This is a genomic window from Sphingomonas sanguinis (genome assembly GCF_001476905.1).
Taxonomy (GTDB): domain Bacteria; phylum Pseudomonadota; class Alphaproteobacteria; order Sphingomonadales; family Sphingomonadaceae; genus Sphingomonas; species Sphingomonas sanguinis_B.
Genome location: NZ_LDTE01000095.1, coordinates 1 through 22,790, shown reverse-complemented (window position 1 = coordinate 22,790; position 22,790 = coordinate 1). Strand labels below are relative to the sequence as shown.

The window sequence follows — 22,790 nt, the reverse complement described above, 5'->3', positions numbered from 1 at the left end:
GACGGTAATTGGAGCAATTCTGATTTCGCGCGTGACAGAACAGGACGCCTGACGGAGGTCCATGACATATCCCCACGACGAAGAACCCTCGTTCGACCCGCGATCATGGATCGAACGACGGGCCGTTTCGGTTCCACAACTATCGACCCAAGATAGGATAAGCGGCACGCCCGCCACCGCGCCCGGCGCGTTTCGGCGCGGCGGCCGTACCCTGCCCTGGATCGCCGGGCTGGCCATAGCGGCGTCGGGGGCGGTGGTCGCGATGCTGGCGCGTCCGGACCATTTCGACACGCAAGCCGCCACGGCACCGATCGCACGCGCCTCGGAAACACCGGAAAACCGGACCCTGGTGATCGCCAGCGCCGCCGATCTCGGCCCGACACTGGCCGCCGCCGGGGTGTCCCCCGCCGATGGCCGCGCGGCGCTGGGCGCGATCGGCGACCGGCTACAGGGCAAGGGCGACATACGCCTGACCTTTACGCTGGCGCATCGCGGCGACGCGGTTCGCCTCGCCGCGCTCGATGCGGTGCGCGATGACGGGTCGGGGGTGACGCTGGTGAGCAAGGCCGAGGGCTTCGCCGCCACCCCGCTCGCCGCGCATCTCCGCCGCGTGGTGCGGTTCGTTCGCGGCGAGCTGGACGGCCAGAGCTTCTACAGCTCGGCGGTGGCGGCTGGGGTCAGCGACGTGCTGATCGGACCGTTCGTCAATGCTTTCCGCTATGATTTCGACATGCAGCGCGAGGTCGCGCCCGGCGACGTGTTCGAGGCGGGATTTGCCCAGCGCGTGACCGCCGAGGGTACGCCGGTGGGAACGCCCGAGCTGGTCTATGCCTCGCTGTCGACCGCCGCCAAGTCGCGCGCCCTGTATCGGTTCCAGGCCCCGGGCGACGCGCAGGCCGAATGGTATGACAGCAGCGGCCGGAGCAGCCGCACCGCCTTCATGCGCACCCCGGTCGAGGCGGCGCGGATCAGTTCGGGCTTCGGGATGCGCGGGCATCCGATCCTGGGTTTCTGGAAGATGCACAAGGGCACCGACTTCGCCGCGCCCACCGGCACGCCCATCTATGCGGCGGGCGATGCGGTGGTGACGTTCGCCGGTCCCAAGGGCCCGAACGGCAATTTCGTGCGGCTGCACCATGCCAATGGCTGGGACACGCTGTACCTGCACATGAACCGGATCATGGCTGGAATCGCTCCCGGCAGCCATGTCGCCCAGGGACAGCAGATCGGCGAGGTCGGGACCACCGGACGCTCGACCGGCCCGCACCTCCATTACGAGGTGCATATCGACGGCCAGCCGGTCGACCCCATGTCGATCAAGGTCGATGGCGGCCGGGCGCTGACCGGCGAAGCGCTGAAGCGGTTCCGGGCCCAGCGCGACCGGATCGACACGACGCGGGTGACGTCGGCGACCTGACCCAAGGCACCACGTCATGCCGCGCCGCTCCGGCGGGCGGCGAGCAGCCAGCCGACCACCAGCGCCAGCAGTGATAGGCTCATCGCCCAGCTGCCGTTCAGCCCCTGATCCGATCCTCCCCAGAGCGACGCCCCCCGCAGATCGAGGTCGAACAACGCCCCAAAGGCTCCGACCCCGGGATTGGGATCGAGCCCCAGCAGCAATTGCTCACCCGCATTCCAGGCGAAATGCGCAGCCACCGCCCCTGCCAGCCCCTGCCGCCCCGCCGCGATCAGGCCGAACAGCATCCCGCCCAGGAACAGGTTGAGCAGGGCCACGCCACCACTCGCGCCCCCCGCGATCAGGTGAAGGGCAGCAAACAGGGCGGCAACCAACGGAACCGCCACCCATCGACCGGCCAGCGATTGCACCACGGGTTGCAGCCAGCCGCGAAAGACTAACTCCTCCGCCGCGACCTGCACCGCAATGACGATCACCCCCAGCGCGAGCAGAGGCCCGACCGCCGTAGTCGGCCCCCGGACCAATGTTCCCGCCATGGCCGTATAGCCGGTCGCCAGCAACAGCCCGCCCAGCCCGGTCAATGCCCCGAACCCGAGCGAACGGCCCCATGCGCCCTCCGCTCCACCGATCCCCGCCAGCCGACGTCCGACCCAGCCGAGCAGCAGCGGGCCGAATACCGCCACGGTGAACCCGGCCTCGCCCCAAGCCCCTTCGCTCACCCCTCCGCCGACCAGGCCCGGTGCGAAACGCAGCCAGAGCGTGACCAGGACAAGCCCGATCGCCGCCATCACCGCATTTCGAACAGGCTGCGTCATGACCAGATCCGGTTCAGCGAGCGGCGACGGGTACGCCAGCGGCCGGTGCCGGCGGCGGCGGCTCCGAAAGGGCGGTCTTGCTGCTGTCCCCGACCAGGAAATAGGGCGCCCAGTAGAAGGGATGCGAATAGGTCGGCTGCGCGATCAGCGCCTGCTGCGCCGCCTGCATCGCCTGGCCCAGCGTGCCGGTGCGCGCGCGGGTGTAGAAGGCGCGGATGAATTCATCGCTCTCCTTCTCCGCCGAGACCTGCCAATAGGTCGCCATCACGGCCCGCGCATTGGCCGCCAGGAAGGCGCGGACGAGGCCGTCGAGCGTCGCGCCCGCTTCCTCCTGCCCCGCGCTGCGCGCCAGCGCCTCGTCGCGCACCCCCGCCGCCGTGTCGCAGGCCGACAGCAGGACCAGATTGGCGTCGAGCTTCAACTCGGCGATCTCTGAGAAACTGAGCAGCCCGTCCGACTGCGCATTGCCGAATGAGGTCACCAGCGCGGGGGGCGACTTGGAACAGCCCCAGACACCCTCGGTCAGGCCATGGGTGGCGAAGTGCAGCACCTCATAGTCGTTCAGGTCGCTACGGCTTTCGACCCCGGTATCGGTAAAGGCCGGACCGATCAGCATCTGCGCGGGCCGCGCCTGAAGCGCACTGGCCGCGATATCGATCTCCCGCGCGCTGATCGGCTTCAGGCTGCGCGACAGGCTGGCAAGGCGGCCATAATCGACCATGCAGCCATAGCCGACCGGGATGGGCCTGTCGGCTGCCGCACCGCTGACCGCCGCCGGGGCGACATGCTGCCCCAGCCCCAGGAACGGCCGGGGTGCGCGCGAAGCGGGAGTGTTGCGCGCGACCAGGAAGGAGCGTGGCGACAACGCGTTGGAGATCGCCGCGCCGCGCGCCAGAAATGCCGTCTGCGAAAAGTCGAAGGGATCGGCCTTCACCGCCTTGGGGTCATAGCGCGTGACCAGCACGCCCAGCGGCAAGGTCGCCAGCGGCCCCGCCGGATCGACCACGATCGATCGGGACGCCTGCAACGTGACGGCTGCCGGTCCCGCGATCAGGCGATAGAGCGTATAGGCCCGCGCCTCGTCGAAGGGGACGAGCTTGCCGACGTTCAGATCGCCGTCGATCGAGGCGCGAAGCTGCTTGCCCAGCGTCTCGACCGCGCGGGTCGCCGCCTCGCTGCCCGCGACATGATAGATGAACGTCGCGTCGCGGGTGACGACCAGGCCGTAGATACGCCGGTTCAACTTGGTCAGCTTGATGAAGCTCTCGCCCGGTCGCAATCCGGCACGCAGCTCGGCCAGGGTCGCGGGTGCGTCGTCCAGGGTGCGATAACGCGGATCGGCGGCCAGTTGGGCATCCACCGCCAGCAGCCTTTGCTCGGCGGCGGCGCGGGCGCGCTCCAGATCGGCGGGGTTGCCCTGCCCCGGCGCGGTTCCGGCGATGGCATAGCGCAACCGGGTGATCTCGCGCTCCAGGTCGGCGCGTTCGCGCAGAGCGGTCGCGACCGGTCCGGCGGCGGTGACCACCGACCGCAGCTGGGTCAGCTGGCGCGCGACGGCGGGCTCGCCATTGGCCTGCACCGCGCGGAAGAAGCGGTCATAGGTGTCCGCCTGCGGCTTGGCGGCCTCGGCCACCAGCAGGTCGAGATAATCCTCCATGCCGAGCGAACTGCCCAGCGACGTCCCGCGCGAGTCGATCAACGCGTCGACCGCTTCGCCGAACGCCTGGCGCACGGCGGGACGCGGCGCGCCCGTGCGGGCGAAGACGGCCGCACGGTCTAGCTGCGCCTCGGCGATGGCGGGCTCGTTGCCCGTCCCCGCATTGGCGATCGCACCCCGCCGCAGCATGTCGACCGCGCTCGTAAAGCTGTCATAGGCATCGCGATAGTCGCCACGCTGCGCCTGCAAGCGCCCCCGCTGCCGCGCGATGCGCGCGCCCAGCCAGAGCAGTTGGCTCTGGTCGAAGCGATCATTGGCCAGCGGACGATAGGTGGCCGCGGCCCGCTCGATCGCCGCCTCCGCCGCCGGTCGATCGCCTTTCGCCAGCAGCGCGACGCTGCGCGCATATTGGGTCTCGATATCGAGGACCAGTTGCGACAGCGCCGCAGCGTTGGGCACCGCCAGCGCGGTGGCGGTGCCGTTCTGGCTGGGCTGGTTCAGCAGGCGCAGCACGTTCGGATCGCTGAGCGGCTGATCCGCCGCCAGCGGCGCGGTCGCCACCCGGTCGAGGGTCGCCAGCGCCTCGGCAAAGGCATGGCGGTTGATCGCGTCGAACGCGACATAGGTGTCCCGCTTGCGCGCCAGGAACGCACTGCGCACGGCGGGCGCGGCGGTAAAGATCGCATCGGCGGCGGCGAAATGCGCGGCCGCCGCATCGGGGAAGCGGATATTGGAATCGGCCAGCCCCGCCTCCAGCTGCAACTCGGCCCGGAGCGGCGCAGGCGTGGACGGGTCCATGCGGCTCAGCGCGTCGTTCAACACCCGCGAGGCATCGACGTGCAGCCCCTTGTGGTTCAGGCTGATCCCCTGCGCCAGCGCGGTCGCGACGTCGAACGGCGCAACGCTGTCCATCCCGTCCGCGCCCGGCAAGGCGGCACCCGGCCGGGGCGCGAAGGCGGTCAGCGCGATGGTCGCCTGCGGTGTCCGTGTCGTATCGGCGCTGAGCGGTCGCAGCTCCGCGATGACGGCGACCGCCTCTTCGAGCAAAGGCAGAAGGACGGGCGTCCCCGCCGCGACATAATGCCGGTCGCCGCGCACCATATCGAGGCGCAGCGATTCCAGCCCCGTCACCCGGTCGAAGCATCGCCGCGCGGTGGCGCTTTGCCCGGCGATGGTGACCGCACCGTCCGGCCCACAGTCGAACTGCGCGTCGAGACTGGCGTCCGCTTCCTTCGATATCCGCACCGCCCGCACGGTGCCGAGCGGACGGCTGGCCGCCACCCCCGAACAGGCGATCGTGTAGGCGCGGTCGAAGCGATCGGGCACGGCGGGATCGGCCCAATTGCGCGTCGCGACGCAGCTTTCGCCCGCCGCATTGCGGCCCAGGCCGATCGTCTCCATCCGGGCGATCGGCGTGACCCCGGCCGCCTGGACCAGCGCGGAGCTGCCCAGCGCCGCGATCATGAGGGCGTGGCGGGGGCGGGGCATCATGCGCAGGCTCACTTTTCGTCTTCCTGGTCCTGGGGCGCCTGGGGCGCCAGTTCGGGCAACCCGCTCAGCAGCTCTTCATTGTTGGCGCCGATCACCGGCGAGAAGGGCACGGCCACGTCGCGCGCGATGCCGAACACCTCCTCGCTGTTCCAGCGGAACACCTGCAGCGTCGGCTGGATCACGATGGTCGTGATGCACCCTGCTCCCGATCCGGCCAGACAGCCGTTGATGCGACTATTGGGCAGCAGCACGGGGTCGATCGCGATCACCGGATTGCCGAGCAGCGCGGCGCTCGCCCCGCCGATGCCGTTGATCGTGCCGAACAGCGCCACGCCATTCTGCCCCGCCGTCCCGAAGCTGCTGATCCGCAGCGCGGGCGATACCGGCGCACCCGGCGTGCCGCCGATCTTCAGGCCCGAAAACTCGCCCGGCACCGCCGTATTCTGGAACAGGGCATAGTCGCCGAACCGGACGGTCAGCGAACGGGCCGACAGGGTCGTGGTGGCGGACGGATCATAGAAGCCACCCGCCAGCTGGGCATTGTACAGCGCGGAATTGCCGTTGCCGATCAGCGACTGCGCCTGGACCAGCCCGGCATTGCCCGGCTGCAACGTGTCGATGAAGCCGGGTGCCAGCCCCATGGCGATACGGTTGCCGCGCAGTTCGACGTCCGAACCATCGAACAGCAGACGCCCGCCGCCGTCACGCGTCGCAACGACATGGATGTTGGCCGCGTTGCCGCCATCGCTGCCGCCGCCGATGCGGATGGCGCGCCCGGTCCCTTCGGTCTTGACCGCGCCGACGACGCGGACATCGCCGGTCCCGAGCATGTCGATCGTGCGCCCGCTGGCGCTGCTCAGGGTCAGCGCACCGACCTCCATCGTGCCATTGCCCGCGTCGAAGCGCAGCGTGTCGGCCGACACCTGCCGCACCTCGGCATCCGACAGACGCAGCCCGTCGCTGCCCGTCCCGTCACCGATCCGCAGCGCGGCCGTGCCGGGCTGCCGGTTGACGAAGGCCACCGTCTGCGCGCGCAGCGGGCCGTTCAACGCCACGTCATTGGCCGTGATCGTCGCGCTCGGCCCGGCGGTCAGGCCGCCGATCGTCGCCAGCCCGGCCACGTCCAGCGTCGCGATACCGCCCGCGCTGCCGCCGTTCAGCGTCAGGTCGCGGCTGCTGGTCAGAGCCAGCGTGTCGCCCGCCTTCGCGCCGGTCAGAGTCACTCCTGCGCCACCTGCGGTAATGCTGGCGCCCTCGACCGATCCGGCGGTCAGCGCCTCGCCCGCCTTCAGCGTCACCGCGCCCCCGGCCGCGACGTCGCGTAGCGTCAGGGCAGCCCGCGCCTCCGCCAGCAACTGCCGCGCGACCGCCAGGCGTCCGCCGACCGCGATACGCTGTCCCTTCAGCGATGCGGCGCCATTGCTGGTCACCGCGCCGGTCGAAAGCGCGCCGCCGCTCGCCAGATCGACGCTACCGCCCGACAGGTCGCTCAGCGTCATTGCCCCCGCATCGGTACGCAGCGCGACCGAGCCCGTCGCCGCGACCTTGCCCAGCGACAGATCGCCGCCCGTCAAAGCGACCGACAGGTCTCCCATCGTCAGGTCGCCCGTGGTCAGGCTGGCATTGTGCGTCAGGCTGCTCGCCACGCCACTGCCATCGAAGCTGCCGATCCGGGACGCCTCGACCTGGCCCAGCTCGATCGACCGGCCGCTGCCGGCGCGCAGGCCAAGTGCCGCGCCGCCGCCGGGCCGCGCCTGGAGCCGCGTGCCCGCAAAGCCGATCTGCCCCGCGGCATCCAGCACCAGCGCCTCCGCGCCCGTCCCGTCCGCGTCGCTGGTCAGAGTCAGCCCGCGCGCGGCATTCAGGTCGCCCGCCCGTGCGGTGATCCGCACATCTCCGGCCGCCTTCTGAATGATCCCGTCCTGGCCGCCCAGCGTCACCCCGCTGCCCGTCACACGGTAGCCGCCACCGGCCGCGACATTGCCGGTCACGCTCGCCGCGCCGCTGGCGTTCAGCACCGCATCGCCGCCCGCGGTCAGGCTACCGAGCGACAGGTCGCCGCCAGTCGTGGACAGAGCCAGCCCCGCCCCGGCGGACGCCTGGCCGAGGCCGAGCGAAGCGCCGCGCAGCGACAGGCCATTGGCGGCGCGCGCCGCATTGCCCGTGATCGCTCCGGCGGACTGGCCATCGATCGACGCACCGGCAAGGCTGTCAAAAACCATGCTGCCGCCGGTCAGCTTCAGCGCACCACTGGCCGAGGCCTGCGTCAGGGCGAGCTTGCCGCTCGCCCCGATGGTCATGTCGGTGCCGGTGACGGGTCCGGTCAGGTTCAGGTCGCCACCGGTCGCGGACAGGCCGACGCTACCGCCCGTCACGCTTCCCAGCCCGACCGTCGCGCCGGTCACGCCGACGCCACCCGTCGCCTTGATCGAGTTGCCACCAACGGCACCCGCCGAAGCGATCGTCACCGTCGTGCCCGTCACATCACCAAAGCCGACGCTGCCGCCCTTGATCGACAAGGCCCCGCCCGCCGTCACCTGACCCAGCGCTGCGTTGCCGCTCGCGCCCAGCGTCACGTCGGTGCCGGTAACAGGCCCGCCCAGCGTCAGGTCGCCGCCGGTCGCCACGGCGCTGACCGGACCGCCGCCGGACAGGGCGGCAAGCTGGATCGCGGCCGCCTTCGCGCCGATCGTCCCGCTCGACGTTACCCGCCCGCCATTCACGGCGCCGGCCGAGGCGATATCGATCGTAGCACCTGCGACATTGCCGAAGCCGATCGAACCGCCCGTCAGGCTCAGGCCGCCGGACGCCGTGACGTCGTTCAGGCTGGTCCGGCCGCTGGCCCCCAGCGTCACCGTACCGCCGGTCACCGGACCGCGCACCGTCAGGTCGCCCTTGGTCGCACGGAGTTCCAGCGCCTCGCTGCCCGTATCGACCCGGCCCGCGCTGATCGAGGTGGCGACGATGGTCAGCTTGCCGCCGACCACATCGCCCAGCCGGGCCGCCGCACCGATGGTCAGCGAAAAGGCGCGCCCCGGCCCGGCCCCCAGCGTCACGCCCGAACCGGGCGTATAGCCGCTCAACTCGCCATTGGGTGCTGCGACCGTCAGGTCGCCCGTGCGGCTCACGATCTGGGGCGCACGGACATTGCCGGTGGCCGAGACGCTGGCCGAGCCCACCGCATCGAGGCCGTTGACCAGCAGGACATCCGCATTGCCGCCCGCCGCCGACAGCGTCGCCGCACCGCCCGAGGTCACGCCCACCGCGTTCAGCGTTCCGCCCGAGCGGATCGTAACGTCGCCCGTCCGGGTCGTGATTTGTCCCAGATCGACCGTTCCTTGCGCCGCCGACAGGCCGACCGCGCCGCTGGTCGCGAGATCGCCGGTGGTCAGGTTGCCGCTCGATGCCGTGGCGGTCAGCGTCGTCGCGCTGACGGCCCCGACATTCACGCTGCTTCCGCCGAGCGTCGTGGCACCACCCGCGTTGATTGTTCCGAGCGCGAGCGCCCCGGTCGCCGTCGCATTGACCGCGCCCTGGCTGGTGATCGCGCCGCCCTGAAGCCCGCCGGTGGCCGTTGCGGAGAGGGTCGTGCCGGTCATCTTGCCGAAGCGGACATCGCCCCCGCTCAGCGCCGCCGCGCCGCTCAGCGTCAGGTCTCCCAGGTTCAGGGCATCGCTTCCTGTCACCGCCGACAGATTGACGGCGTCGACATTGCCCGCCGTGATGCTCCGCCCCTGAAGCGTCGTGTCGCCCTGCGTCGCGATCGCGCCACCGGTCAGCGTACCCGTCGCGGTCGCCTTAAGGGTCTTTGCGCCGACGCGACCGAAGGACAGCGTTCCGCCGTTCAGCGTGACCGCATCGCCCGCATTGATCGCACCCGTGGTCAGCGCCCCGCTGCCCGCGTCGATCGCTACGCCGCCGGTGCCGACATTGATCGCACCCGTCGTGACGCCGCCCGCCGCCGCCAGCGACAGGCCGCTGCCCAGCGTCAAGTCGCCGGTGCGGATGCTCGACGCGCCCGTGGCGCTAAAGCCGCTGGCCGTGACATTGCCCACGCCGATCGCACCGCCGCTGGTGGTCAGCGTGACCGCCGAGGTCCCGTTGCCCCCGCCCAGGCTGCTGCTCGGATCGAACGCGATGTCGCCGGTCGCCGTCAGGGTCAGTGCCTTGCCGCCCTGGCTGTTGCTGTCCGACAGGATGGAGGTGCCGTTCGCAGCGGTGATGCCGCCGGCGGTGCTGGTCACGGCATAGGCACCGGTGGCGCTGTGCACGCCGCCCAGCGACACGGCCTTCGCGGTCACCGCCACATCGCCCTGCGCCTGCACGCCGCCGAGCAATGCGGCATTGCCCTGCGCATTCACGGTCAGTCCGGCACTCGACAGCGCGCCGCCGACGCCGACATCGCCGGTCGCGGTCAGCGCCACCGCGCCGGTCGCGGTCAGGGCGTTGCGGATCGCCACCGCGCCGCCGGTCGCGCCGACCGTCACGCTGGTGCCGCTGATCCCGCCGACCTGGATACCTCCCGCACTGGCGGTCAGCGTGACCGGCCCGCCACGGACGGAATCCATGGTCAATTGCGTGCCGCTGGCGCTCGCCCCCAGCGCGCCGTTGAGATTGCCCAGCGTGATCGCGCCGCCGCTGGTCAGGGTGGCGCGTCCGTTGCGGCTCTCCACCGTTCCCAGCGACAGGCCCGTGCCGCTGACCAACGTCACGTCGCCGCTGGTGGACAGATTGTTCTGGACGCTCAGCGTGCCCTTGGTCGCGCGCAGGCTGATCCCCTGGCCATTGCCCGTCACCGCGATCTGGCCGACGCTCAGATTGCCGTTCAGGCTTTCGGCGGCAAAGCTGTCGACCAGGTTGAGCGCGCCGAACGCCAGCGCTCCGTTGGACAGGATCGCGCCGCCCGGCCGGGTCGCGTCGCCGCCCGCCGCCGACAGCGCGGTCAGCGACCGGGCGGTCACATCGCCCAGCCGAACCGGCGCATCGGCCGAGGCATTGAAGATCCCGACACGCAGCGCGCGGTTGGTGCCGCCGGTGATGCTGCTGCCGCTCGCAAAGGCGATGCCGTCCGCGCCATTGGCCTGAAGCCGGATGAAGTCGTTCGACTGGCCGCTGGTCGAGGCGACCGCGAGCGCCCCCGTGCTGGTGATGCCGCCGCTGGAGGCCAGCAGGTCGATCGCCCCACCACTGCGCACATTGCCGCCGGTAAAGGCGAGCGACGCGCCCGACAGGGTGACGGGCCCACCGCCCGTCACGTCGCCGCCGAAGCTCGCCGCGCCCGTTGCCCCGACCGAAATCGCATTCTGCGCCGTCAGGCCGCCGACCGCCACCGCCTGGGCTGCGGTGATGGTCAGGCTTTTGGCTGAGGAGACTGCTCCCGCCGTCACATTGCCCGTCGCGGCGGTCAGCGTAACGCCGCCATTGGCGCTGGTCAGATCGCCCGCAGCGATCGATGCACCCTGCGCGGTCAGGTCACCCAGCACCGACACATTGCCCAATTGCAACGTGCCCGTGGTGTTGAGGCCGGTCAGGTTCGCTGCCCGTACCACGCCCAGCGCGATCGGGCTCGCGGGATCGGCCAGGCTGATCTTCACATCGCTTTGTCGATCCGGCCCGCCCAACAGCCTGGTATTGGACGCAAAGGCTATTCCCGTGGTCGATGGTGCCGTCAACGCCAGGGTCAGCGCACCGCCGCCGAAATTGTCCGAATTGGACTGAAGCGTCAGTCCCGACGCGCCGGTGATGCCGCCGGCGCCCGCCGTGATCGTGATCGCGTCCTTCGCGGTCTGCGTCACCGGGCTCGTGCCGCCCAGCGTCACGCCGCTGCCCGAAACCTGGTATTTCAGGCCCGCCGAAACGGGGCCCGTGATCGCGACCGCGCCGCTGCCCGCATCGATTCCAATGTCGTCGCCCGAGGAAAGCCCGGCCAGCGTGATCGCACCGTCGCGCGTGATGGTCAGGTCGCTATCGGCCCCCACCGCGCCGCCGATCGTGGTCGCCCCGCTGCCAGTCAGCGTGACCGCGCCGCCGCGCGACAGGATCGCGCCTGTCGCCAGCACGCCGTTGGACGCGATCGTCACGCCGCGATCGGACGCGAGCGACCCGGCGGTCAGCCCCGCGCTGGTCAGGGCCAGCCCGTCCCGCACATCGACATTGCCCAGCACCAGCGCGCCGGTCGTGGTCAGGCCGTTGGAAAGCGATCCTGTCCCGATCGACTGTCGCAGGCCGCGCGCGGAGACATTGCCGAGCGCAACGGCGTTGCCCGCATCGCGCTGACGGATGTCGACATAACCCTGTCGATCGTTACCGCCGATCAGGCTGCTGGTCGGATCGAACAGGATATTGCCCGCCGACGTACCGGTCGTCGCCAGCGTAACGCCCGCGCTGCCGCCCGATTGCAGCGTCAGGCCCGCCGCGCCGGTCAGGTCGCCATTGCTGGAGGTCAGGCGCACGGTGCGCCCCGCACTCTGGACCAGCGCCGCGCCATTGCCCAGCGCGATCCCGGTGCCTGTGCCGATATAGTCGCGGTCCGCCGTCACCGCGCCCGATACGGTCAGGGCCCCGTCCGCCGACAACAGGATATCCCGCTGGCTAGACAGCGCGCCGGTCAGGCCCATCGTTCCGCTCGATCCGGCGATGATGTCGCTGCCACCATCGTTGACGGTCAGGCCGCCATTGACCAGCAGATTGGCCACGCCACCCGTATCCGCCGCTGCGCCCGATACCGTGACGCCGCCGACCGCATTGCTGGGCTTGCCCGCCGACAGGATGATACCGCGCTCGCCGGTCGTGGCGGTGGTGACGCCCGCATCGATCTGGAGCAGCGCATCGGTGACCGTCGATTGCGACGCGAGCGCGAACAGCGCGTCCTGTCCGCCGACCGTGCCGCGCACATATTGGCTGCGCCCCGATACCGGCGTGCCACGATTGATCGTCACCGACAACGGGCTGCTGGCCGAATAGGACAGCTTCACATCGGTCGCGGTGACGAAGGCGACATCCTGCCCGACCGCCTGGAAGTTGCCGTCCGCCTCGATCTTGGGCGCGACCATCACCAGCCCGCGATTGCCGCCCTGCACCTTGATCTGCGCACCGTTCAGCACGGTGATCGCCGATGTGCTGCCGCTGTCCGCCTCCAGTCGGTAACTGCTGCCGCCCGACAGGAAATCGCTGCTGTCGACCTTCAGCGTCGAAAGAACCAACGAGCCGGTGTTGAACGACGCCTTCGACCCCACGAGGATGCCGTTCGGGTTATAGACCCAGACCGCCACGTCGGAACCGCTGGTCAGCTTGCCGAGCAGTTGCGACGCATTGCCCGACACGTCGCGGTTCAGCACCGCGGCCCCGCCCGGAACCAGGACATTCTTCTGGAAATCGGCGCTCTTGTCCTCGGGGATGTTGAACCCGTTCCAGTCGATCACCGTATTCCGCGAGTTCAGCACGACCTTCAGGTTGCCGCCCGGATTGGAGATATCGGGACTGCCGATCACATTGCTCTGCTGGGTCTGCACGACGCTAGCCGGGGTCGGAATGGACTGCCCCCAGGCGGGCGCGGCGACCAGACCGCCCAGCGTCGTGGTGCCCAGCGCACTGCTGAGCGCCAGCATCAGGCGAAGACGGCGAACGGGCGACGCGGCGTGGGTCGGGCTGGGGGTTTGGGCGGGGGTCATGGCGGACATCCTATCGGGCGCGGTCACGGAACTGGACGGTCAGCGAGACCAGCACACGCGCGGGCGGCCGCTGCTTGTCGAGCAACAACGCACGATCGAGCGGTTTGGCGTAACCGACGTCCAGGACCAGGCGATTGGGGAAGGACAGGCGCAGGCCGCCGCCCACGCTCTCGAAACTGCGCGGCCCTTCGATCCGCGTGCGGTCCAGATTTTCGAGATAGAGATGGTCGAAGAAGCCGTAGAGTTGCGTGCCCAGCGCCGAGGTCAGCGGCAGATCCGCGCGCAGTTCGACATGGCCGCCCGCCGCGCGGTCGCCGCTGTTCGAGCCGGGATCATAGCCGCGCCCGATGGTCAGGCTGCCGAGCGCGAACTCCTCGTAATTGAGCAGCGGATCGTTGGTCCATTGGACCTGCCCCAGCCCGGCGATGCTGAAGATTGGGCCCAGCGACAACGTGGCGTCGACCACGCCGCGCACGACCAGCGCCCGCGCATTGCCCTCCAGTCGCGAGGTCAGCTGGCCGCTGGCGAAACCCGAGCGGCTGGCATCGAAAATGCCCAGCCCCTTGCGCACCTCCAGCGAGGACGCGACCGACAGCCAGGGACGGCCGTCGGCGTCGAGGAACTGCTTGTCGGCGTCGATCCCGGCGAACAGGATGCGCAACCGGTCGCGGGTCAGCGTCACCGCCGTATCGCCGCCGCCGACGCGCGAAATCTGGTCGACCAAATCGAAGCCGGCCCGCGCCCGCGCATTGCCGCGCACCGACCGGATCAGCGGCTTGGTCACGTCGATCCCGGCGATCAGCGTGTTGGTGCGCAGGTCGAGCGCCCCCAGGTCCGGCCGCGACCAGGCATAGGTGGCCCGGCCGCCAAAGGTCGCACCGTCATCGTCCAGCTGGAAGATATGCCCGCCCTGGACGATGATCTGCTCCTTCAGATCGGTCGTGGTCGACGCGCCCAGATAGGTGATGTCGCCCAGCCCGGTCAGGCCATAGACTTCGCCCCGCGCATAGACCGTCTCACGGCCCAGCAGCGCCGAGTTATAGTTCTGCGCATTGGCGAACAGCGCGAAGCGACGCGAACTGATAGTCAGGTCGCCGATCACCGTCCCGGCTTCGCCCCCCGAAGGCCGCAGCGACAATGCGACGTCCAGGCCCGGCACGTCGCCCGCCAGCAGCAGGATACGCTCCGCCTCGCGCTCGTTCAGCGGATCGAGCGCCTGGATCGCCGCAATCCGTCGGCGCAGGAACGGTTCATAGCGGCCCGCGTCGCCGCGCACCCGCACTTCGACGATGCGCGCGGTCACGACCTGCAGGCGCAGCACGCCATCGGTGATCTCCTGCGGCGGAATTTGCACCGACGCGACCCAACCCTTGCGCCGCAACGCCGCATTGGCCGCATCGCGCACCGAACAGACCACCGCGATCGGCTGATCCCCGGTGGGGAGTTCCAGTCCCGACAAGGCCTCGGCGATCTGTGGCTGCAACGGCGAGCCGTCCGGCCGCGTGAACGCCACACGTTGCAGGGTCAGCCGCAAGGGCGAGCTGTCGAACGGGCAATTCGCCTCCGCCAGCGCCCCGCGCGAGTCGACGGTGGCGGTCGACTCGGCGCGCGGCTGCGGCGTCGGCGGCGTCACTTCCTGTCGGGTCGGCAGACCGACCTGCCCCCCGACCTGCCCGGCCACCTGCGCCGCTGCCGGCCCCGCCATGACTCCGGCGATGATGCCCGCAAACGCCCCCCAGCGAAGGCCTGTCCCGTATCGCAAAACCCGTTCCCCTGATGTCTGCCGCTCCCTGCGGCGCTATGCTGTTATGGTCGTTCCCGGCGATGATCCGCCGCTAATCCTCGACATAGAGGTCGGTCAGAAACCAGCGACCGCGAAGCTGACGGAATTCGAGCGGACCGACCCGGCGATAGCCGAGCGGCTGGCCGGTATCGCGCGCAGGCGCCGGAGCCGCCAAAGCCGAACGCAACGTCCGCCGCTTTACGTCGATCGGCGCCGGATCGTTCATTAGCCCAGCCAGGACCGCTGCCACTTTCGCGCGCGGCAGTGATACGATCGGATCACTGTCCAGGATACCATGCTGCTTGACAACCGGTGCGCTCGCGGCCGCAATGCCAGCCGCATCCCCGGCCCGCGCGGCACGGGTAAAGCGTGTCCAATAATCGCCCCAGCTTTCGCGCTGGACTACCCCGCTTTGGGCTGGGTTACGCTGGGCCTGTCTTTGCCCTTCCTGCCCGAGCGCAGGCTCGGCCGAGGAACAGGCGGGGACGGCCATCGCCGCGATCGCCAGCAACAGGATCATCCGCCGGTCGGCCATCGCATCGCCCTTATGTCATAGCTGCTGAGCCGGTAATTCGACTCTTTCACCTGTTGAGACTGGTTACCGCCCAGCAGGGTGATGTGTGTCGCGGTCTGCGAGACGAAAAAGGCGACATGATTGCCGGACGACGATCCGGTCGCCCGATCATGGCCTTGTCGTGCGGTGCGCAACTGGACGATGCAGCCATAGCGCGGCATCTCTAGCCCCTGCCCCCAATTCACCCAGCTCGCCGCCGCCGCGCTGTTCGTGCCGCGTATGCCAACCTGGCGCAGGCACCAGTTCACGAAGGACGAACACCACGGCACCGAGTCCGGCTGGCTTCCGAGCGTGGTCGTCGCGTGATATTCCATGATCCGCGGATTATTGCCGCGCCCGGCGACCTCGGCGACGAACATCTCGGCCTGCGCCACCCGCATCCAAGGCGCGCCGATACCTGTGCCCGGCGGCCCCACCATCGCGCGGCCACGTCCGGCCGGGGCCGCCGCTGCACGCTTACCCTCGACCGGTGGCGGGAGATTGCGGATACCGGCGACGGGGACGTTGCGCGTGGGCATGGACGATCCGACTGCCCGGGCGGCAGGCACATGGGGCGGTGGCAAGGACGAAGGTCCGGCACCCAGGCTGCGCCAAGTCCGCGCACCAACGATCCCGTCGACCGGAAGGCCACGACCCGCCTGATATTGACGAACCGCGCGGTCGGTGCGCACCCCGAACACACCATCCAGTTCCAGTACAGGCCGAACCTTGCCGGTGGTGTTCAAAAGGTGCTGCAACATCTGGACCTGTTGGCCCCGGCACCCCTGATCAACTTCCATCAGGCGCATATCATGCTCCTTCAGTTGTTCGGCTATTATTAGCGTCGCACCAAAGTCCTGGCAATGCGAACTATTTTCAGTTCAATTCATCTCCTGGTCACGTCGTGCACCTAGGCTCGATCGCCGGGCTGCGGATCGAACCGATAGGTGAACCGATCGCCCTCCACCCCGACCGCGATCTCCGCGACCTCTTCGCCGCGCATCTTGCGCTCCAGCAGCGCGACCGACATGTCGGGCAGCATCGTATTGGTCAGGATCGCGTCGATCATCCGACCGCCCGAAGCGATCTCCGTACAGCGCGCGACGATATGATCGACCACCGCCGGATCGATCGTCACCGCGATGCCATGATGCTGCGCGATCCGTCGCTCGATGCGCCCCAGTTGCAGACGGACGATCCCGGACAGCACCGTCTTGGACAGCGGATAATAAGGGAGCACCTGCAACCGGCCGAGCAAGGCAGGCGGAAACACCTTGAGCAGTTCGGGGCGCAGCGCGGTCGCCAGCCCCTCGGGCTCGGGAGCCATCTCTTCGTCCTCCGCCAGAGTCGAGATCAGGTCGGTCCCGACGTTCGATGTCAGCAGGATCACCGTGTTGCGGAAATCAATATGCCGTCCCTCGGCATCGTTCATGAAACCCTTGTCGAACACCTGGAAGAACATCTCATGGACGTCCGGGTGCGCCTTCTCCACCTCGTCGAGCAACACGACGCTATAGGGCCGCCGCCGCACCGCCTCGGTCAGGACGCCGCCCTGGCCGTAACCGACATAGCCTGCGGGCGCGCCCTTCAGCGTGGAGACAGTGTGCGCCTCCTGAAACTCGCTCATATTGATGACGATCATCGAATCGTCGCCGGAAAAGAGCAGCTCGGACAGGGCATGGGCCGTCTCCGTCTTGCCCACACCCGACGGGCCGCAGAGCATGAAGACGCCCACCGGCTTGTCCGGGTTGTCGAGCTTGGCACGGCTGGTCTGGATGCGCTTGGCGATGGCCTCCATCGCATGATCCTGGCCGATCACCCGCGCCTTCAGCGCGTCGGCGATGGTCAGGACGCTGGCGATCTCGTCCTTTACCATCCGGCCGACCGGGATGCCGGTCCAGTCCCCGACGACCGAGGCGACGGCGTCCGCATCGACCACGCCGAACACCATCGGTGCATCGCCCGCTGCCGCTCGCGCCTCGGCCAAAGCCGTCTCCAGCGCCTCGCCACCGGCCTCGCGCGCGGTCCGCACCGCCTCCAGCGCAGCCTTTTCCTGGGCCCATTTCGCCTCGATCGCTTCCAGTGCGCCGCGCGCCTGGGCAATCGCCTCGTCCAGGCCGCCCAGATCGCCACCGGAGCGATAGCGCGCCTCGATCTCCCGCTCGACGATGCCGCGTTCGACCTCCAGCAAGGCCAGTCGCCGCCGCTGGTCCTCGACCGGGGCCGGGGTGGCGTTCTGCGACACGGCGACCCGCGCCGCGGCGGTATCGATCAGGCTGACCGCCTTGTCGGGCAGTTGCCGGGCGGGAACGTAACGCTGCGACAGCGTAACCGCCGCCGCCACCGCATCGTCCAGGATCACGACATCGTGATGCGCCTCCATCGCGGGCACGACCGAACGCAGCATCGCGATCGCGACCGGCGCCTCCGGCTCGGCGACATCGACCGTCTGGAAGCGCCGGGTGAGCGCCGGGTCCTTTTCGAAATACTGGCGATACTCGGCATAGGTGGTCGCCGCGATCGTCCGCAGCCGCCCCCGCGCCAGCGCAGGCTTCAGCAGGTTGGCGGCATCCCCCGTCCCCGCCTGTCCGCCCGCACCGATCAGCGTATGCGCCTCGTCGATGAACAGGATCACGGGCGTGGCCGCGCCCTCGACCTCGTCGATGACTTGGCGAAGGCGCTTTTCGAACTCGCCCTTCACGCCCGCTCCCGCCTGCATCAGCGTCACGTCCAGCGCGCGGACCTCGACATGGCGCAACGCAGGCGGCACGTCGCCATCGGCGATGCGCCGGGCAAAGCCCTCGACGACGGCGGTCTTCCCGACCCCTGCCTCGCCGATCAGGATCGGATTGTTCTGCCGGCGGCGCAGCAAAACGTCGACCAGTTGCCGAATCTCGGCGTCGCGCCCGACGATCGCGTCGATTTCCCCCGCCCGCGCCTTGGCGGTCAGGTCCACCGAATAGCGCGCCAGGGCCTCGCCGGTGGCGGCCGCCGCCGGGGACGGACTATCCGTAGCTCCAGCGGGCTCGGCCGATACGCCCAGGATCGCCGCGAACTCGGCCCCCAACCGCTCGACCTGCACCTTGCGCCATTCGTTGCTGGTGGCGAACAGGGCGTTGCGCAGCGTAGGCGTGCGCAACATGCCATAGATCAGGTGACCGGTCCGGACCTTCGCCGCCCCGAATTGCAGCGAGGCATAGAGCCACCCCTTCTCGATCGCCTCCTCGACCTGCGGCGCGAAGTCGGAAATCGCCGAGGCGCCGCGCGGCAATATGTCGAGAGAGCCGACCACATCGCGCGCCAGCTTCGCCTCGTCCAGCCCGAAGGTCCGCCGGATCGCCGCCACGTCACCCTGCGGGTCCTGCACCATCAGGTGGAGCCAGTGAACCAGCTCGACATAAGGGTTGCCCCGCATCCGGGCAAAGCCGGTGGCGGATTCAATCGATGTCAGTGCAGCCGCGTCCAGTCGCCCGAACAATGATGCACGGCTGATCTCGGTCATGCGCTCCCCCCGGAATGGCGCGGGCTCAAGCCCGGTTTCGGATGTGCAACGATCTCGATGACAGAATGTTGCATGGTGTGATGACGTTACTGTTGGACGGTTCGAGTCAAAGGGCGGGTGATGCAGTCATGGCTGGCAGTCAGCCGCCAAACCCCTCGGGTCTTGCCACGCGGAGCCGCCTGTGGGCGGATAGCCTATCATGATGCGGCCGAGCAGGAGTTCGCCAATGCGGCGTCTGCCGACGGCCACCAGTATCAACCTACTTCGCGATCTTACGCATGGCCGAGATGGAGGTCGCCCCCGCATCAAGTGCACGCCGCGACGCGTCGTCGTCGATCAACATCGTATTGTTCGACCGATCCCACTCGACAACAATGGGTACGAGTTGCTCTGCCTCTCGCGAATAGCTGCGAAATACGATACCAAGCCGGGGCATCGCTCCACTGGACAAGAACCCGACCGCAAGCGGCCCGCCACAGGGCTCCGCCTCGTATTCGCCATAGCCCAGGGTTGGAATCAACATGGTTTCATGGCCCTGAAGCATGGCAACGAAACAGCCATTCAACGTGGTATCGGGAAGGTTACCCCGCCCGGTCACGAGCGTCGCAACGGTCTTGCCGCCGTCAACGACATTGAATGACTGGGAGCGATCGATACGGACTGCGGCCATCTTCTGGCGAGCCGCTTCCGCCTCGACCGCGGCGATCGCATCCGCCGCGGCAGGCCCCGAGAGCCGTAATCCAGCTTGAAAGGTCGGGGACGGCGTTGGTGCTAAAGGTACGGCAAAATCCGGAGATTGAGTAGCACCACCCGCCTCATTTACCGTGCCCGCGGTCGGACTTGCGTGGCAGGCGGCCATGCCTGACGCAGCAAGCAGCACAATATATCCCAGTTTCAGCATGGCTCAGCCTCCATTCGCAAAACGTTGGTAATTGGCCCGCATCCGCCCGTCATAGTCATGATCGCGATATGCAGGTCCGTTATAAATTCGTGCAAACACCGCCCAATTGCGCTGACGTAGCGCAGCCAGAAGGCGCCGATCCGCCAAGACAAAGGAGACAAATGCTTCGGCTTGCGCGCCGATCCCACTTTTCATAGCCGTGACGAAGCTGTCGACGGTGGCATGTCCCGCTTGGACATGATTTTCACCAAGTATCTGGAATGCCCCCCAACTTGCCGATTTCAGGGCAGCGATGCGATCCAATCGCATTGCCCGCTCCAGCTTGGGATACTGCGCGGATAATTTGCCGTGCCCACCCCATTTCGGATGACTTAGATCAGGGTCAGAAGCATCGAACCTACCTCTGGTATGGTAATGAAATTTATGCCGCTCGAACAGAATACGCGGCCGCCCCTGCTCATCAAATGCTTTGACCACTGCCAGTTCAGTTTCCACGACCGATCTAATAGCGGCGACCTCGCAGTTTAAACGCCGGGCCATATCTATATACGAAGCGTCACTAATACCGTGTCGATCGACACCATTGCTACGCAACGCAATGGGTGCACCCTGCCCCGTTTCAGAAGCTGGGTGCACATCTGCAGGACGAGGTGATGGACGCGGCGGTGTGCGAGGCCTTGGATGGCGCCCGCTAGCGTCTCCTCTCCCCGTGAGCGTGAGCATCCTAAGTGTCGGGCCACCGGGATCGACCACGCCATCAGGTCGACTTAAGCGCAACACTTGCAACTGATATCGCTTGATTGCCGCAGCAGTGCGTGGTCCGAAAATACCGTCTTCGCGCAGTAATTCCTGCCCTGCCACGCGATGCCGCGCATTGTTCAATAGACTTTGGATGGTTCGCACGTCTGTCGCACGATTGGGCCGCCTTGCTCCAACGGGCATTGCAATCATCATCGTAACGCCTCCCCATACTGAGACTCTATCGCCGTATTTGCAGAACGCCGCAGATGCGCATCGCCCCGCACGCCCTCACCGCCGCCGCCCAGCCAGCCGGTCCAGCCGAGACGGGTCGTGCCGTCCAGCCGCGCGGGACGGGCGTCGCGGCCCTCGACTTCCAGCGCGACGTCCCATTCTAAGTGGCTGGGGGCGAAGGCAGTCAGCGCTTCGGACAAGATACGGAACCGCGCGCCGGACGGCAGCAGCGCCTCGTAATCCGCGCGCGAGCGGGCGCGGATCACCACCCGAAAGGCATCGGAGGCGATCTTGGCGCGGCCGCCCAGCATCGCCTCGTTCCCCAAGCCGCAAAAGGAGCGGCCCAGCCGCGTCCGGTCCGCGTCGTCGATCTCGCGCCAGCGCGGCTGGAACTCCAGCACGCGGACCGGTTGGCCGAGCAGATGGGTCATCGCATCCTCGATCGCACCGGCACTGCGCCGCGACGCGAACAGCGCGGCATAATGAAGCCGCGCCCGTGCCGGGAAGTCGCTGGCATCGCCGACGCCCTCCGCCGCACCGGTCAGGCGCGCGACATGATCGGCGAAGCGATCATCGGCCGGGCGATCGGCTTGCGCGGCAGGCTGCGAATCCGCCCAGGCGCGGTAGAAGAATTGCAGCATCCGCCCCGCGAGCAGATCGAGCCAGCCGCCGAACGGCCGCTTCTTGGCATAGCGGTGCTCGAACACCGCGAATTCGGTCATATGCGAGGGCAGCGGCCCCATCGGACCGGTCAGCCCGAACCAGAAGCCACCGATCCGCGCACGCCCTTGGCGGACCTCCACCTCCTCCAGCGTCGAGTCCGGGAAGGCCAGCGTCGGGACTTGCGTCAGGTCGGTGATGCTCTGGGAGGGGCGGCGGGCAAGGCCGATACGTGGCAGCTCGGGCGCACGTGCCTCTGCCCCCCGGACGACGGGAAACAGCCCGAAACGCTTTCGCGCGGCCGCCGCCGCCTGCAAAAAGCTCAGATGCTGTGGCGGCGGCCGATTCTCAGCGGCCATCGCTGGAATTCCCCTTCGTTGGTGCTGGACACATGGGTCTCGGTGAAGGCGTTGATGCTGGCGAACTCGGCCAGGAAGCGTTCAAGCACCGCGGAGAACAGGAACATCCGCCCCTTGTCGAACGCGGCATCATCCAGCGTCACGTCGATCCGATGCCCGCGCGCGATCGCCATCCGGTCCATGCCGGGCACGCGTCGCGCCACGCGGGTCGAGCGGATCGCCGCCACGCCGTCGACCTGGCGGCGCGAGGCGGCATCATCTTGTCGCCCATAGAGCGCCAGATGATCGCGCAGCACCTGCGGATCGTCGCCATCCTCCGGTGCCAGCGTCATATAGTTGGGCGTCAGATGGCCGATCACCCGCCACGCCGCATCGCCCATGCCCATGGGCGGCTTGGGCCGGGTCGGCGCGCGCAGCACGCTGACCGCGCGGGCGGGCACGCCGGAGACGATGAAATGCTGGTCGCCGCGAAACTGGAGCAGTTCGGGCAGTTCGCGATTGGTGACCAACGCGCGCACCGCCAGCTCGTCGATCTGGTCCAGTCGGGTGGCATCGCCCGGCGCGGTCAGGCTGATCCAGGTCTCGGTCCCGGTATATTCGCCGCGCCGCCGCAGTTTCTGTTCGCGGGTCGACAGCCGCCGGGGACGAAGCTGCGTCGTATAGAATAGCGCCTCGTTCCAGTCGTAGAGGAGCGCGCCATAAGCATAAAGCGGCGCGACGGTGCGCGCATCAGTGTTGTTCGCCGAATAGGCCTGCACGTCGAGCAGGCGGAACACCTCGAAATCCAGCGGCCGGGCGCGGTCGGGGATGACGTGGTGCTCATGCTCAAAGCGCGAGACGCGGACGCGGCCCAGCTGCTTCTCGAACAGATTGATCGCGGGCGTGGCGAACAGGCGGAGATTGGCGGGCTCGACCGCATTGTGCAGCACGGGTGCGGACCGCTTGAAGAGCAGCACGACGTCACACGCCTTGGGACTATCGGCAAAGGCACGGTCGAGCCGGGGCAGATC

The 22,790-nt window shown here is 68.5% G+C and carries 12 protein-coding genes; 1 reads left to right on the top strand and 11 read right to left on the bottom strand.

The window, feature by feature from the left end:
- Nucleotides 1–61 precede the first annotated feature (61 nt).
- Nucleotides 62–1,417, top strand: coding sequence for a M23 family metallopeptidase (locus SB4_RS14210; protein ID WP_082670187.1), 1,356 nt, complete (start codon nt 62–64; stop codon nt 1,415–1,417).
- A gap of 14 nt (nt 1,418–1,431) precedes the next feature.
- Here the strand turns inward: SB4_RS14210 and SB4_RS14205 are convergent, their stop codons facing one another.
- From SB4_RS14205 to tssF, 11 genes are all read right to left on the bottom strand, one after another.
- Nucleotides 1,432–2,232 carry a CPBP family intramembrane glutamic endopeptidase gene (locus SB4_RS14205; protein WP_153006236.1) on the bottom strand — a complete coding sequence of 267 codons (801 nt, stop codon included), beginning with the start codon at nt 2,230–2,232 and terminating at the stop codon, nt 1,432–1,434.
- Between the two features lie 13 nt (nt 2,233–2,245).
- Nucleotides 2,246–5,380 (bottom strand): CHAT domain-containing protein, encoded by a 3,135-nt coding sequence (locus tag SB4_RS14200; RefSeq protein WP_153006235.1) that lies wholly within the window; start codon nt 5,378–5,380, stop codon nt 2,246–2,248.
- An 8-nt stretch (nt 5,381–5,388) separates the two neighbouring features.
- Nucleotides 5,389–13,050, bottom strand: coding sequence for a two-partner secretion domain-containing protein (locus tag SB4_RS20055; protein WP_193753830.1), 7,662 nt, complete (start codon nt 13,048–13,050; stop codon nt 5,389–5,391).
- Nucleotides 13,051–13,060: 10 nt separating this feature from the next.
- Nucleotides 13,061–14,755, bottom strand: a complete 1,695-nt coding sequence (locus SB4_RS14190) for a ShlB/FhaC/HecB family hemolysin secretion/activation protein (RefSeq protein WP_058753082.1) — start codon at nt 14,753–14,755, stop codon at nt 13,061–13,063.
- 130 nt (nt 14,756–14,885) lie between these two features.
- Nucleotides 14,886–15,368, bottom strand: a complete 483-nt coding sequence (locus SB4_RS14185) for a hypothetical protein (protein ID WP_058753081.1) — start codon at nt 15,366–15,368, stop codon at nt 14,886–14,888.
- Nucleotides 15,350–16,195, bottom strand: coding sequence for an NlpC/P60 family protein (locus SB4_RS14180; RefSeq protein ID WP_082670184.1), 846 nt, complete (start codon nt 16,193–16,195; stop codon nt 15,350–15,352). The genes SB4_RS14185 and SB4_RS14180 overlap by 19 nt, the downstream gene beginning before the upstream one ends.
- A 101-nt stretch (nt 16,196–16,296) precedes the next feature.
- The gene (gene tssH / locus SB4_RS14170) at nt 16,297–18,888 is read right to left on the bottom strand and encodes a type VI secretion system ATPase TssH (RefSeq protein WP_058753078.1); all 2,592 of its coding nucleotides are present in this window, start codon (nt 18,886–18,888) and stop codon (nt 16,297–16,299) included.
- A gap of 259 nt (nt 18,889–19,147) precedes the next feature.
- A complete protein-coding gene (locus SB4_RS19660; RefSeq protein ID WP_153006225.1) occupies nt 19,148–19,789 on the bottom strand; it encodes a hypothetical protein in 642 nt (213 codons plus the stop codon).
- 3 nt (nt 19,790–19,792) lie between these two features.
- Entirely contained in the window at nt 19,793–20,743 is a 951-nt protein-coding gene (locus SB4_RS19095; RefSeq protein WP_082670183.1) for an N-acetylmuramidase domain-containing protein, read from the bottom strand.
- Nucleotides 20,740–21,780, bottom strand: coding sequence for a type VI secretion system baseplate subunit TssG (tssG, locus tag SB4_RS14160; protein WP_058753098.1), 1,041 nt, complete (start codon nt 21,778–21,780; stop codon nt 20,740–20,742). Before tssG ends, SB4_RS19095 begins: the two co-directional genes overlap by 4 nt.
- Nucleotides 21,744–22,790, bottom strand: a 1,047-nt coding sequence (gene tssF / locus SB4_RS14155; protein WP_153006224.1) for a type VI secretion system baseplate subunit TssF, incomplete at its 5' end; no start/stop codon positions are given. The genes tssF and tssG, both read right to left, overlap by 37 nt.

What these genes read in the sequence shown, in the direction of transcription:
- SB4_RS14210 (WP_082670187.1), top strand. Translation starts at nt 62, where the DNA reads ATGACATATCCCCACGACGAAGAACCCTCGTTCGACCCGCGATCATGG.
- SB4_RS14205 (WP_153006236.1), bottom strand. Translation starts at nt 2,232, where the DNA reads ATGACGCAGCCTGTTCGAAATGCGGTGATGGCGGCGATCGGGCTTGTC.
- SB4_RS14200 (WP_153006235.1), bottom strand. Translation starts at nt 5,380, where the DNA reads ATGATGCCCCGCCCCCGCCACGCCCTCATGATCGCGGCGCTGGGCAGC.
- SB4_RS20055 (WP_193753830.1), bottom strand. Translation starts at nt 13,050, where the DNA reads ATGACCCCCGCCCAAACCCCCAGCCCGACCCACGCCGCGTCGCCCGTT.
- SB4_RS14190 (WP_058753082.1), bottom strand. Translation starts at nt 14,755, where the DNA reads ATGGCGGGGCCGGCAGCGGCGCAGGTGGCCGGGCAGGTCGGGGGGCAG.
- SB4_RS14185 (WP_058753081.1), bottom strand. Translation starts at nt 15,368, where the DNA reads ATGGCCGACCGGCGGATGATCCTGTTGCTGGCGATCGCGGCGATGGCC.
- SB4_RS14180 (WP_082670184.1), bottom strand. Translation starts at nt 16,195, where the DNA reads ATGCGCCTGATGGAAGTTGATCAGGGGTGCCGGGGCCAACAGGTCCAG.
- tssH (WP_058753078.1), bottom strand. Translation starts at nt 18,888, where the DNA reads ATGACCGAGATCAGCCGTGCATCATTGTTCGGGCGACTGGACGCGGCT.
- SB4_RS19660 (WP_153006225.1), bottom strand. Translation starts at nt 19,789, where the DNA reads ATGCTGAAACTGGGATATATTGTGCTGCTTGCTGCGTCAGGCATGGCC.
- SB4_RS19095 (WP_082670183.1), bottom strand. Translation starts at nt 20,743, where the DNA reads ATGATGATTGCAATGCCCGTTGGAGCAAGGCGGCCCAATCGTGCGACA.
- tssG (WP_058753098.1), bottom strand. Translation starts at nt 21,780, where the DNA reads ATGGCCGCTGAGAATCGGCCGCCGCCACAGCATCTGAGCTTTTTGCAG.